Source organism: Caldicellulosiruptor morganii, from assembly GCF_026810225.1.
Lineage (GTDB): Bacteria > Bacillota > Thermoanaerobacteria > Caldicellulosiruptorales > Caldicellulosiruptoraceae > Caldicellulosiruptor > Caldicellulosiruptor morganii.
In genome coordinates this window covers 92,656-107,149 of record NZ_CP113865.1, presented here as the reverse complement: position 1 = coordinate 107,149, position 14,494 = coordinate 92,656, and the positions used below count along the sequence as shown (strand labels likewise).

Here is a 14,494-nt window from a genome sequence, read left to right as displayed (position 1 = left end):
ATGATGAGAAAACTTTTGATTTTTATAACTGTAATTCTAATCGGCTTTGCGGCAAAGCTTTCCTCAGAAATTGCTCTTGCAAAGCCCATTGACAGCAATACTCTTATCAACAACGCTTTCAAATACGATGGGAAAATAGTTGAATTTCAGGGCGAAGCAATAGGCGAGATAATGAAAAGAGGAGATTTTGCGTGGGTCAACATCCACGATGGGCAGAATGCCATCGGAATTTTTATGAGATATGAAGATGCAAGAAAAATAAAATTCCTGGGAAGGCATAGAGTAAAAGGCGACATTGTCTTTGTAAAAGGCACATTTAACAGGGCTTGCAAACAGCACGGCGGAGATCTGGACATACACGCACAAAAGGTTGAGATTGTAAAAAGAGGGTACAAAATGGATGAGAAAGTTGACAGGAAAAGAGCAGTTTTGGGGATAGGAATTTTTTTGCTCGGCAGCTTTCTCATGTGGGTTGTGTTCAGGAATAAATGGTAAAAGGCTGGCTTAAATCAAATATTGCCAGCCACTATTTATTCCTGTATAAGATTTTTTACGGTTTTACCATACTTACCACCCTGCCATCATACCCCAGGATGAGATACACTCTCTGACCAACTTTGAATGTGTCTGCTAAAAGAACTGCTGGGTCAAAATCCTCGCTCACCTCATACGTCCTGTCTACAAGCTTTCCTGATGCCTGGTCATATACGCTCACAACAATAGACTTTGGTGTAAACCTTGCTGGCTGGTAGCTTTTGATATAACCTTCAACCTTATCATCTACAACAAGTATGAACTTGTTGCCACCCCAGATGTCTGTCACAGCATACACAACATCATTTTTCTGAATAGAACTGTAACTTACACTATCTCCATTTTTTATAACCAAATTACTGCCACTTAAATCCAGATCACCTGCTTTCAAAGTCAGGTAGGTTTTTTCGTTTGCAAGGTATGGTTTGCTGTATACCGGGTCAAATATCACACAGTAGTCATATCTGCCCTGCTTTTGTGCTGACATTCCAAACACAAACGATGTGTTCCTTACAATCTTTTGCAGCGCCGTCTGATAATCTATCTTTGCACCATTGTAATAGTAGGCTATGTTCTGTGGCAAAGTCATATCAACCTGTGTCCCGCCCTTATCAACTGTTACTTTGCTCCCAAGTGCGTATACAACTGTCATGCCATCGGTTGAGTTAAACTTTTTGTACACATATGTTATATTGTTACTTGAGTCAACATAAAGCCCATACTTTGCGCCAAGCTCCAAGCTTGTGTTCTGGCTCGATGGCAAGCTCAAAATACCCCTGTCTGTCAGAACTTCATCTTCTGCAAGACCTTTTGTTACCTTGCTTGTGCCCATTACAATAACTTCCATGTATGTTCCGTATTCATCATAGTATGGGTCCTGGATGATTGCATACTCATAAGAACTCCCTGACTGGTTGTAACCAAAATATATCTTCTGCCCCATCTTGAGAATGCTCTTTAGCTGGTCATAATTTACTTTGTTTCCATTATAGTAATACGTGGGCTTTTGTGGAAGAAACATGGTGTTCTCAGTGCTGCCTTTTTTGATTTTTACATTTGTATCGCTTACAACCGCCGTGATCTCTGCTTGTTCGCTATTATTGAGCTTTTTCACAACCTTTGTGATTGTATCATTTTTGATATACACACCATACTTTGAACCAACAGAAAGCTTTCCTGCAGATCTTCCCACAACATATATGCCCCTGTCTGTCAGAACCTCACCTGTTGCAAGCTTGCTTGACGAAATGCTATCAGCCATCACTATCACTTCTGCATATGTGCCATACTCAAAAGAATATGGGTCCTGGATTACAACATATTCGCATGTCCTGCCATCCTTTGCATAGCCAAAGTAGATTTTCTGCCCTGCTTTTAGCACATTTTTGAGTTCTGTATAGTTCATCTTTGCTCCATTGTAATAGTAAGCTGGCTTTTGGGGCAAAATCAAATTCTCCTGACCCTGAGCACCCTTTAGCTTGACGTTAGTATCGCTTATGACATCTGTTACCTCATACTGCAAAGTAGCATTCAATTTCTTTACAACAAGCGTTATTTTATCATCTTTAACATAAAGCCCGTACTTTGCACCTATCTCAAGCTTTGTATCTTCAGATGGAAGGTAGTATATGCCCTTGTCGGTAAAAACCTGGTTGTTCTCAAGGCTTGAATTTAAAAGTGCATTTTGCAAAACTATTGCCTCAATGTAGTTTCCGTACTCACTGCCGTATGGGTCCTGAATAACATATGCCATAACCCTGCCTGTGTCTATGTCTTTTGATACATAGAGTATCTGACCTTCTTTTAAAATGTTTGGTAGATTCTCATAGCTCTGCTTCGTCCCCTGATAGTAATACAAAGGCTTACTGCTTGGCTGAATCTTCTGTGTTTTGTCGTTTTGGACAGCATTAAGTGTATAATTATCTATATTTTTGATGGTAAACTTATCAGCTGTCCACACTTTCTGAGAAACTGCTGTGATTGTTTCATCCTTTATATACACTCCATACTTTGTGCCTATTTCAAGGCTATCAGGTTTTATAGAAGGTGCAATATAATATATTCCCCTGTCTGTCTGAACTTGATTTGGAGCCTGTGCCGATGATGTTTTGTAAGTTGCCAGAACCAGCAGCTCATCATAGTTTCCATAAACTTCTGGTGAATATATGTCTTTGATCACAATACAGTCCACTTTGCTTCTATCCTCAGAATATATAAAGCTTATCTTCTGGTTTGGTTTTAGAACATTTTCTATTGCATCGTAGCTTTGTTTTGAGCCATTGTAATAGTATGTTGCTGAAGATGGCAAAGTTATTGACTTTGTCTTTCCACTTTCTTTGTAATATACAGTTTTCCCATCAACCTTTGTGCTCACAATTTGGAAAGAGTCGGTTTCAACTCCAAACACCTTTGTAATTTTGCTGCCATCAACCTGAAGCATATACCTTTTTCCAGCTTCCAGCTGGGCTTTTGTTGTGTTCACAAGCACACCGCCATCTGTCAGAACCTCATTTGAAAAAAGCTTGGATGATGTTTTGCCAGTATCAAGCACAACATACGATCTGTAAAGCCCAACATACTCGGAAAATTTTATGCTTGTATCTTTCACATTTGTTTCAAGCAGTTTACATAACATAAGAGCCAGGCTATATTTTGTAACCTTTTGCTCAGGCATGACATCAAAACCTTTCAAAAGCCCAAGTTCAGAAGCCTTTTGGATATAGTTTTGGGGCCATATTCCCTATAAGTCCAAATCATTATAATTTAGCATTCTAATCAATGCAGTTATTGCCTGAGAAAATGTAATTGCTTCAGATGGTCTAAATTTCCCATTTGCTGAAATGGTTAAATACTTATTACTAATTGCCCAATTTACATAACCACAAAGTTCAGTACTGGGTCTTACATCAATGCAGTATGAAAATTCCCTCAGATTCAATATTTTCTCTTTCACATTTGAAATTTTTGCAATAGTTCTAACAAACTCCTGCCGTGTCACATAACTACTTGGTTTGAGATAATCCTTTGATGATATAATACCTAATTTTGACAGTTTTTCTACTGCAAGTTTATATATATCTACGGATAATAATTCTTTTGTCTGAGCATATATACTTTGCATTGTAAAAATTTGAAGCAAAATAAAGATAACCAAAAATATAAATCCGAATCTATTTCTATATTTCATTTTTCTTCACTCCTCTCTAAATTAAAAATAAAGGCAAAAATTTATGCAATTTTACAATCTTCAACAATTTTTCCATCATGTATTTTTACAATTCTTTTTGCATAGGAGGCAATGGAGATGTCATGTGTAATCAACACAATAGTACAGCCCTGGTTATAAAGTTGTTTAAAAATTTGCATAATCTCACTGCCTGACTTAGAATCCAAGTTTCCTGTTGGCTCGTCGGCAAGAATTACCGACGGGTTTGTAACAAGTGCTCTTGCAATTGCAACCCTCTGCTGCTGCCCACCTGAAAGCTGCTTTGGTCTATGATTGAGTCTGTTTGAAAGTCCAACTTTTTCAAGCGCTTCTTTCGCAAGCTTATGCCTTTCTGATTTTTTAACTCCTTTGTAAATCAGAGGAAGCTCTACATTTTCTAATGCAGTAAGCTGAGGGATTAGATTAAACTGCTGAAATATAAACCCTATTTTACTGTTTCGAATCTCAGCAAGCTGGTTGTCCGAAAGCTTATTAACCTCTTTCCCCTCTAAGAGATACGTGCCAGATGTTGGTGTGTCAAGACAGCCAATAATATTCATGAGTGTTGATTTTCCTGAACCAGACGGTCCAAGAATTGCCACAAACTCATTTTTTAGTATTTTCAGTGTCACATTATTTAAAGCATACACATCTTCGTTGCCCATTTTGTAAACTTTGTAAATCTCGTAAAGTTCAATCATACTATAAAATCACCACCTATTGTTTAACCTTTACTCATATCTGAGAGCAACAATAGGATCAAGACGTGATGCTCTTTCTGCCGGCGTCCAGCTAGCAAATAATCCTATAAGATAGCATATCCCCATTGAAATTATTATCCACATTGGTGAAATATGAGCCTCGGTGTTCAAAACAGTTGGCAAAATTCCGTATACAATTGAAAGTCCTAATAAAATTCCTATAAAACATCCAAAAGAAGATATTAACAAAGATTCTATTAAAAACTGGAGCCATATATCACTGCTTTTGGCACCAACAGCTTTTCTAATTCCTATTTCTTTTGTTCTTTCTGTTACCGAAACCAAAATGATATTCATTATGCCGATACCGCTAACAATTAGAGAAACTGCTGCAACCCCACCCAAAAGTCCACTTAACAAATACGAAATTGTTGCCACAGACTGAACAAGTTCCCTACCATCCATTATGCCATAATCTTCTTTGTTCAAGCCTTTGCTCTGTAGATACTTCTCTAATAATGCTTTTATTCGAGAGTTGTATTTTGAATTTATGCTTTTTATAAAAAATATTTTCGAACTTTTTTCAAGATTGAATAGACTCTCGCCAACTTTGTATGGAATAATAATATTGATATCGTAGTAGGATGTACCTATTGAAAAATCTGTCATGCGTTTTTGTTTTGCAACAGTTCCAATAACCTCAAATTCTTCTCCACCTATAAATAACTTTTTAAAAAGCACATTATCTTTGCTATTGAATAATTTATCAACTTGATTTTCGAAAACAACTGCGACATTGTTAAGCTTTTCTTCATCCAAACTACTTAAGAATCTACCTTTTACCAGCTTCAAATTTTCAAGAACATAAGAAGAAGATTTTAATAAAAGAACCTCACATTTATACTTCTTCCCATCAGACGACAATACCTCGGTGTAATAAGTTTTTTTTGGAGTTATTCCAACTAATAAATTTTGACCATCATTGAGATACCTGAACATTTCATTTATATCCACATCGCGTTGTAATATTAAAATCAAACTGTCAAGTCCGCTTTCTTCTAATTGTTTTGATACACTGATACTGACAGACTGAACAAGACCAACCGAAACTATTATAGAACATATTCCAATTATTACCCCAAGTACACTCAGAAATGTTCTTGTCTTATTGTAGACCAAAGACTTTGCCGCAATTTTAAATGCTTCCAGAAACTTAACATACCCCATTTAAGATCACCTTCGCAACCTTTACTTTTGAATATTTTCATATGCCTGAGGCAGAACCACTTCTTCACCTTCTTTTAGCCCATTTAAAATCTCTACATATTGCTTGTTGTTTTCTCCTACAACAACATCTCTTTTTTCTGCATTCCTGTAGTAGCTTGCTTTTGAACCGTATTCATCAACAATCCTATCTTCTTTTAGGACTTCTGAAGAATTTTTATTATTAAGCTTTTTCACCCATACGTAGTATTTACCATTTTCCTCTCTTAACGCTTCTACAGGAATACAAACCGCGTTTTGCTTTACCAAAGCCATAATTTTAGCTGTACCATGTATTCCTCTTTTAAATTTGCTACTTTTGAAACCAATCTTAATAGGATAAAAGCTTATGCTGGCATCTTCAACCTTTTCAAGTGGTTGTAAACCTATATATTCAACTGTGCCGTTTACTGTCTCTTTGGTACCAATTCTACCGGGTATTTCAAATTGCAAAATCACCTTTTGCCCTTTTTTAACTCTGTTTAGTTCAAGTTCTGAAATTTTTGATTCAAATACTAAATTTTGAGGATTCCAGATAACCGCAATTTTCTCGCCTTCATTTATAAGTTGACCTTCAGCAATATTTATATTACTTATAATACCTTCTAATGGAGACCTTATTAAAAATTTACTAAGCTCATTTTTCAATTCACTTATTTCTTCTGAAATCTGTTCTATCTGTTCTTTTTTGTTTTCAATTTGTTCTAAGATTTCATCATTCAGCAGTTCAACTACCAATTGATTTCTTTTTATATTAGAAAATTGTGAAATTTTTACGCTTTTCACAGTACCATCAGCTGTTGATTTTATAATATTCTCTTCCAGTGTAACTACTCCCTCATTTAAACTTCTTATCTTTTGCCCTTTATGCTCAAATATACAGTATGCCTTTGTCTTTACTGGTAAGTTGTTACCTTTTAAGGCTATTTCAACATCAAATACCAAAAAACCATTTTCATTTGTATAAAAGACAGAACTTTTCCCTCTAACATATCCCATTGCTTCCTGTTCAAGTTCAGGTAAGATTATTTTAATTTGCTGCCCTTTATCTATACTTTCAAAAAGCCATGCAGGGAATGACACAGTAAAGTATACTTCATTAGTCCTTACAACTTTACATATTGGACTTCCTTTTGAAACCACATCGCTTTCTTTAACATATATCTCTTTAACCTGACCATCATATGGCGAATATACCGAACATTTTTTTAGTTTTGTGTATAAGTTTTCTAAATCATGGTATAAAATTTGTCTTTCTCGCTCCTTTTTTTTAATTTCAATCCTTAGTTTTTCATCATCTAAAACTGCAATTAAGTCATCCTTTTTCACATAGCCACCCTCTTTTATTAAGACACTTTTAACCTTTGCAGAGGTAGGCGAAAATATTGGTCTTTCTTTGGCATTAACAACACCTCTCAACGTTATTTCTTCAAAAAGATTTTTTCTTTCAACCTTTACAACATTTTTGTCTTCTATCTTTTCAGCATGCTGTTTGCTAATGTTTTTTGTAAATAAATTTACTGCTATTAATACAATTATACAAACAGTAATAAATCCAATTAAAAATACACTATTTTTAAGCCTCATTAGATCTTCACCACCATATTAGTGTTCTAATTTAATAATACACTGATACAAAGAAAAAGTCAATAGAGTAATTTTACTTTACGTCCTTTTTCTAAAAAAATTTTTTATCTTAAAGCCCAAAAACGTCATAATCCCAATTATTACAGAATAAAGCATGATACCAGATATTGTGTTGCCCAAATTGTTACCAAGACTGAGTTCTATGTTTTTTTGCATTGCTTCTTTTAGCAATCTCTGTTTAACATCTTCGGTTAAAATTACAGGTGCATACATAGCAGAAATTATATTAATTATTATTACTGTAAAAATATTGACTGCCAGGATACTTACTATTCTTTCTCCACCAAATATACCACTTAACAAACCCAAAGCAGAAACAACAAACAAAACTGACAATACAAACCCCCAGTATTCATTTAGTGAAATATTTTCCTTTCTCATCATCAAAAACATCCCAACAAAGACTTCATATACAATTGCTAAAAAAGCAAACACATATACAGTCTTTTTCATATTTTGCCAACTCTCCTTTCTTTTAATTACAAATTCAATTTCTCATCAACAAGTCTGGCACATGCCAGAATAATAACCGCAGTTAACAAAATGTGTAAAATCAGGGTAATGCAAAGCATCAAATCACCATTTAAAACATTTAGCTTCTTCAGCACAGGAATAATGAATGTATCGACAAATAGGTTTGTCATTGAATACAGCAAAACTCCAGCGGCAGATATTACCAAAATAGCACCAATCAATTGTCCAAGCCAGATATTGAGGTTCTTTAAGATTGTATTAAACATGGTTATTACCATTAAAATAAATGAGTATGCCAGAAAGAATGATGTTGCAAAAAGCAAAAAGGTTTGAAAATATTTAAATGAAAAAAACACTTTTATCAATAACCTTGCAGCACCCGGCAAAACAAAGCTCTGAACTTGGTGTCTGAAAAATATGTTCAGCAAAATCTCCATAATCACAAATAAAGTAAAGTATACCAGCATATCCAGCAAAACCAGAACCATTCTTCCCAGAATTATTTGAATTCCCTGAAGTTTAGATGAGCCGAAAATCAAATATTTCTTATTTGAATTAAAAATTGAAGAATATTCAACCAGGGTGTATATAAATGCTGTCAAAATCGAGAGTATTGCTGCCAATGCCATTTCAGCACTTTTGTTTTTGAAATAATTAATTGCAAAAAATCCAGTAACAGAACCCAGAACTATCCAGTAAATGATATCTCTTGTTCGTTTTAAAAGTTCATATCTCAGATATCTCAAAAACACTTACATCACCCTTTCTTTTACAAATCCATTCTGTGTTTCATGTTTGATATGGCAGCCTTAGCAAAAAGAACACCTAAAATAAGCGTTGATGATATAGTTGTTATATTTTGTAATAAGGTAGAATGTATATATTTTTTAATAATATTTGAAGGAGCATCGCCAGCAAAAAAAGCTATAATGACAAAACAAAATGCAAGTATATTGATTGCCGCATCCAAACCACTAACACGGTGTCTATTGCTCCAGCAGAAAAAACTCACAAAAACATTCATCAAAGCAATTAGCAAAACAATATACTCTAAATCAATCAGAACAACTCCAAAATTAGTTCTAATATTTGAATATTTGTTAAATAATAAAATCCACAACCAATATTTAGAGCAAAGTCTTTTATCCACAAAACTTATTGCAAATAAAAGCAATATCAGATAGGCTTTGGTGAAAATCAGGTCAAAAACAAAATTAATTACCCTTGCAAAAAAGATATTTTCTGCACCTGCATGAGAAGAGCCAAAAATCAGATACTTTTTTCCGCTTGAGAGAAGCTTAAAATGCATGACTATGTGAAGTATAAGCAGTGATAGTGTTGCAAGAAGATAAGAAAGCATAACTCCCATAAGAAAACCTTCAACACCTGAACCATTTTTCGGACTGATCTTGTCTCCATAGCGATAAAAGTAAAATATAATTATGCTTAAAACAATCAAAAATACAAAGTAAAAAGATTTTTGACCTTTTATCTGGTATTTTATCAATTTAAGCATTTTCATTTTTGAGCACCTCTTTTAAAAACTGGTTTACTGAAAGCCCTTCTTGCTCTCTTATTTTCTCTGTTGAACCGTAATAAAGTATTTTTCCATGATTTAAGAATATAACTTCATCAAATATGTGTTCAATTTCAGAGATTATGTTGGTTGAGATTATGATGCTTTTCTCTTCGGATATGTTCTGCAATATCATCTCAAAGATAAAATCTCTTGAAACAGGATCAACATATGCCAGCGGTTCATCTAAAAGATACAGCTTTGTGTCCCTTGAGAAAAGCAAAGAAATAGATAACTTTTCTATATTCCCTCTTGACAGCTGATGAATTTTTTCCTTAGGATTGATTTTTAACTTCCCTACAAGATCATGTGCCTTAGAAACATCAAAATCATCATAGAAATCTTTGAAAAACTCAATGGCATCAGATACCCTCATCCACTTTTCAAACATGATAGTATCAGGCAGAAAAGCAACAAATTTCCTTGTCAAAAGCCCAGCTTTCCTTCCCTCAATTAAAATTTCTCCAGTGCTTGGCTGAACAAACCCCGCAATGAGTTTTAAAAGGGTTGTCTTGCCCGCTCCATTTTCGCCCACCAGACCAACAATTTTACCTCTGTCCAATGAAAAACTGATATTATCCAGTGCTATTTTCTTTTTTGAACCGTACCATTTTGTTACGTTTCTGACCTCAAGAAGCACTCTTTATCTACCTCTCTTCCTCAATTTTCTTTTTAATAAGCTGCATAATCTCCCCATTTGAAAAGCCAATTTCATTCATGGAGCTTATAAAATCCTCTATCATTTTTGCTGCCATCTCTTCTCTCATCTTGGATATAACCTTCTCATTTTTTGTCACAAAGTTTCCAATACCTCTTTCTGTGAAAATAAGATTTTCTCTTTCCAGTTCCTGGATCACCCTTTGAACTGTGTTGGGATTGACACCGAACATCTGCGCCATCTCCCGAACAGAAGGAAGCTTTTCACCGGGCTGTAATTTGCCACTGGCAATCTTCTTTTTTAAAAACTCCATTATCTGCAGATATACCGGAATATTGGGATCAAACTTCAGCAAGATAATTCCTCCGTGTTTTAGTGTGTTAATTAAATAATACACTAATATTGTAATATTGTCAATAGGTTTTTAAAAAGAAAATCTGCCACAAAAATAAAAATCGCCTCTGACTCAAAACTTTACATAAAATCAGAGGCGCACAAATTTTATTTTCGAAATCTTTTTTAAGCAATATTTATCTTTATTTAACTTTGCAAATTTCCTTGTTTACTCCTTTTAAACCTTCCTTTCACAGCTTTTACTCCCATATATCCAAATATTCCTATTGAATCAATCATCACATCAACAGGGCTTGGACCTCTGCCAGAGACAAATATTTGATGAATTTCATCCGAAATAGCATACAGCACAGAAAAAATGGCTGTCAAAACAAAGCATTGCCTGGTGCTTTTGCCGCTTTCAAAAAAGGCTTTATAAAACAACATGCTTAAGATAAAATACTCTGTCACATGTGCAATCTTTCTTATTAAAAACTCAAAACCTTTTCTGTTAGCAGAGGTTATAAAATCTCTACCGGCTATAAATTCTATTATTCTTTCGGCAAATATTGCAATTGAAAAGCTCTTCTGGTGCGAAATAGCACCTTCCTGCGATGAAAAGTAAAAAATTACAGCCATCCAAACAAATACAAGTGCCCATCTTATGTATATTTTTCTTTTCACCAAAGCAACTATTCCTTTCTTCCTTCCTTCCTGATAAAAACAGTTACTATATCCTCAATTATATTACCAATTCTTCAATCTTACCATTATGCAATACCACAAAACTGCACAAGAATTTTTCTGACAAAGTGCCTTATAAACAGTGTAAAAGACAGATGTTATTAGTATCTGCTAAAATCTCATCAGAAGCTCAAGAAGCTTCCTGTCAAGCCTGTGCCCATAAAAGTCTTCATACTCCACATCTTTTCTTTCAGAGTCAATTATTCCAAATGGTCCTCTCAGATTCCAAAGTGCAATGCCAATATCAAATTCCCTTAAAACATCCAGCACATCGGATAGCCATCTCAAGACAACATCATGAGATGTGTACTTGTAAGCTCCGCCTTCACCGCAGATAACACCAACCCCGAGTGAGATAAGCTTTGCCCACTTTTCATAATGTCTTTTTAGATACTCTCTGTCAACAACCTCACCATTTTCGCGAACAAGTGGCCATGAAGGTTCAGCAAACCTATCACTTCCCTCAACCCACTCTGCCCTGTAGTGTGTCAGCTCAAACGGAATGTATGCCCTGCAAGACTGTGCCACACCCAGCTTAGCAAGCTCAAAAACAGGCTCATTGCCATAGTCAACACCGTCAATAATAATCAGCCTGTCTTTGTCAATCTCTCTTATCTTTTCAACTGTGTATGTCATGACTCTGACAAAATTTTCTTTTGTCATCTCTTCTTGAGAAAACTGCCTTGGCTCATTGATAAGATTAAAGCTCAGGTGTTTGGAAGACACCCCTTTATACCTTTTAGCAAATGTCTGCCAGTATGATACAAAAAGCTCAAGTGGCTCTTCATCCTTCCAGAGGTTGTACCCCTGTTTTGTCTTCTCGTTCACACAATAGCCCGGCGCACCATGTATATTAAGACAGATATGAATACCATACTTTTGCCCCCAGACAATCACTTTGTCTATCATCTCTAAAATTTCTTCCTTAATATCAGGTGAGCCCTCAACATACCAGTTTTTATAGTTCATTGGAATTCTGGCAAAGTTAAACTCCCATTCTTCCATCCACTTAAAATCATCTTCAAAAAAACCATAGCTCATGTTTGGGACAAAAAGCCCGAGCAGGTTAAAACCCTTGTATCTTGGAAGTCTGTTCAATTCAAATACCCCCTCAATTCTTTTGCATAACCATAAAAAAGCAAAGGGAAGGCTTAGCTTCTTCCCCCTGCTTTTGATTTTATATCACTTCACACAACTGCTGCCTCCAATTTCTTTACTTTATCTATCATTTCTTTGACTTCTTTCAGCTTCTCCAGTATGAGAAGAATTGATGAAATGGCGTCATAATAGAAGAAGTAACTTACACCACTTCCCAGAACCGCCTTCATATAATCTCTTATTTCATTGCCTGTGAATTTTACAGGAAATTCTATGAGCTTTTCAACGTCACTCATGAATGACTTGAAAAACTCAGGCAATACAATGGCATCATTTCTAAACTTTTTCATCTCAAGCCATGCAAGAAGCATTTTCAACTTTTCTCCATAAACCGTGCAGTCGTTTAAAATCATTATAAAATGCTCACCCTGCCTGTCAACCAAAAAACCAGCATCAAATTCATCCTGAACACACAGTCCTTTCAGATTTTCAACACAGTGCCTTGTCCCACCGGAAATAAGCGTAGTCTTTATCTGATAGCGTGAAGAAATTTTATCAAACAGGGATATTATCTCTTTGTCCTCTGATACCACACACACCTTTTTGTTTTTGAGCTTTGGCACATCAAAAGTTGTCTCAAGCCTGTTAAAATACATCTCTAAAGGAGATGAAACAAGTTCATTTACAAAGTGAATATCAGAAGATGTTCTAAAATCGCATGTAACAAAAAGATTCTCTATCTTTCTTTCAAGCCCTTTGTCAATGTTTATTCCATTCTGGTCAAAGATCTCTATTCGAATGCTGTTGCCACGACAGCGCACATAAATTCCCGCATCGTAGTAATCCTGAACAATATATCTGAATATCGGAAGAATTATCCCCCTTGTTCTATAAAGCCTTGCACCTGTTACCTGACAGCCTGTTTCAATTGCCTTTCTTATAACACTGCTTTTTTCTGTATAGTCATCGCCAATGAGTATCCGGGCGTTTTTGTCAAATACAGAACCAATAGAATTCCCCAACTTTATGGCAAACTGCGGGGTTATCTCTAAATTAAAATCGCCTGTGATACCCCTTACCCAGAATACACTTTTTATAACCTCTGTACCCCAGTAGATGTTCTCGTCTATAATAGTGTTTGATTCCACAACCTTTTCAGGCCAGATCTTTGCTTCGGACTTGACTTCCACAAAATCCTTTAAAAGATTCTTCTCACCAACAACCGCCTTTTCATTTACTCTTACATAGTCTTTCAAGACAGATTTGCTGCAAATTACACATCCTTTGAGTTCACAGTTTTTGCCTATATAGCTCCCATTCCAGACAATTGCCCTTTCAAGCTTTGTACCTTTTTCTATCCTGACTCCATCACCTATTACACTGAACTGTCCTATCTCAACATCATCTTCAATCTCACACTCGTTGCCTATAAAAACATTTTGAGCCATCTTCGAAGACTCAGAAATTTTGCTATCCTTCCCAACATGTGATTCTGTAAGGTCAAGGTCCAAAATCCCGCCAAGCTTGAATACGTCTGTGTGTGCTCTGATGTAGCTCCCAACATCACCAATGTCACACCAGTATCCATCCATTTTATAACCATACATGGGAATGTTTTCTTTCAACAGCTTTGGGAATAAATCTTTGCTAAAATCAAACGGTTTGCCATCTTCGATATAATCCAGAATTTCAGGCTCAATAATATATATTCCTGTATTAGCAAGGTTTGAAAAAACCTCACTCCACGATGGTTTTTCAAAAAACCTTCTGATTCTGCCCTCTTCATCGGTCAGAACAATTCCGTATTCTATTGGTATCTCAACCTCTTTCAGAACAATTGTAACCTTGCTCTTTTTTGATCTGTGAAACTCAATTGCCTGAGACAAATCGGCATTTGTAATCCCATCCCCGCTCAGGACAACAAAAGTCTCATCCAAAAAAGACTTTGCATTCTTGACAGAGCCTGCCGTGCCAAGCGGTCTGTCTTCAACAAAATGTTGAATGTTCACACCCCACTTGCTTCCATCTTCAAAGTAGTTCATTATTTTATCCGGGTGATACTGCAACGTGGTTGCCATGTCATAAATACCATGTCGTTTTAAAAGCTTTACAGCATATTCCATTACAGGTCTTCCGAAAAAAGGAATCATCGGCTTTGGAAGTGAGACTGTCAAAGGTCTGAGCCTTGTCCCTGAGCCACCTGCCATTATAATGCCCTTCATAGCTTCTAAGACCTCCCCCTTTTCACTCAAAAGCGCAAA

General features: G+C 35.7%; 12 protein-coding genes and 1 pseudogene. 1 reads left to right on the top strand and 12 read right to left on the bottom strand.

All coding sequences use genetic code 11. From position 1 onward, the window contains the following. Complete coding sequence (locus tag OTK00_RS00510; RefSeq protein WP_045168536.1) at positions 1-495, top strand: hypothetical protein; 495 nt, start codon at positions 1-3, stop codon at positions 493-495. Between the two features lie 55 nt (positions 496-550). Here OTK00_RS00510 and OTK00_RS00505 read toward each other — a convergent pair. From OTK00_RS00505 to OTK00_RS00450, 12 genes and pseudogenes are all read right to left on the bottom strand, one after another. Then, a pseudogene (locus OTK00_RS00505) lies at positions 551-3,721 on the bottom strand (S-layer homology domain-containing protein). Between the two features lie 41 nt (positions 3,722-3,762). Beyond that, the gene (locus tag OTK00_RS00500) at positions 3,763-4,440 is read right to left on the bottom strand and encodes an ABC transporter ATP-binding protein (protein ID WP_045168537.1); all 678 of its coding nucleotides are present in this window, start codon (positions 4,438-4,440) and stop codon (positions 3,763-3,765) included. 30 nt (positions 4,441-4,470) lie between these two features. Next, positions 4,471-5,667 (bottom strand): ABC transporter permease, encoded by a 1,197-nt coding sequence (locus OTK00_RS00495; protein WP_045168538.1) that lies wholly within the window; start codon positions 5,665-5,667, stop codon positions 4,471-4,473. A gap of 21 nt (positions 5,668-5,688) precedes the next feature. Then, positions 5,689-7,290, bottom strand: coding sequence for an HlyD family efflux transporter periplasmic adaptor subunit (locus tag OTK00_RS00490; protein WP_045168539.1), 1,602 nt, complete (start codon positions 7,288-7,290; stop codon positions 5,689-5,691). A 78-nt stretch (positions 7,291-7,368) separates the two neighbouring features. Next, positions 7,369-7,803: a hypothetical protein gene (locus OTK00_RS00485; protein ID WP_045168540.1), complete on the bottom strand. Its 435-nt coding sequence runs from the start codon at positions 7,801-7,803 to the stop codon at positions 7,369-7,371. A gap of 26 nt (positions 7,804-7,829) precedes the next feature. Continuing rightward, entirely contained in the window at positions 7,830-8,576 is a 747-nt protein-coding gene (locus tag OTK00_RS00480; protein WP_268760801.1) for a hypothetical protein, read from the bottom strand. A 17-nt stretch (positions 8,577-8,593) separates the two neighbouring features. Continuing rightward, a complete protein-coding gene (locus OTK00_RS00475; RefSeq protein ID WP_157840995.1) occupies positions 8,594-9,283 on the bottom strand; it encodes a hypothetical protein in 690 nt (229 codons plus the stop codon). Between the two features lie 49 nt (positions 9,284-9,332). Next, entirely contained in the window at positions 9,333-10,040 is a 708-nt protein-coding gene (locus OTK00_RS00470; RefSeq protein ID WP_045168543.1) for an ATP-binding cassette domain-containing protein, read from the bottom strand. 7 nt (positions 10,041-10,047) lie between these two features. Continuing rightward, positions 10,048-10,413, bottom strand: coding sequence for a GntR family transcriptional regulator (locus OTK00_RS00465; RefSeq protein WP_082054579.1), 366 nt, complete (start codon positions 10,411-10,413; stop codon positions 10,048-10,050). Between the two features lie 185 nt (positions 10,414-10,598). Continuing rightward, positions 10,599-11,075 (bottom strand): VanZ family protein, encoded by a 477-nt coding sequence (locus OTK00_RS00460; protein ID WP_045170035.1) that lies wholly within the window; start codon positions 11,073-11,075, stop codon positions 10,599-10,601. A gap of 171 nt (positions 11,076-11,246) precedes the next feature. Then, a complete protein-coding gene (locus OTK00_RS00455) occupies positions 11,247-12,233 on the bottom strand; it encodes a glycoside hydrolase family 5 protein (protein WP_082054580.1) in 987 nt (328 codons plus the stop codon). A gap of 89 nt (positions 12,234-12,322) precedes the next feature. Beyond that, positions 12,323-14,455: a sugar phosphate nucleotidyltransferase gene (locus OTK00_RS00450; protein ID WP_045168544.1), complete on the bottom strand. Its 2,133-nt coding sequence runs from the start codon at positions 14,453-14,455 to the stop codon at positions 12,323-12,325. Between the last annotated feature and the right edge of the window lie 39 nt (positions 14,456-14,494).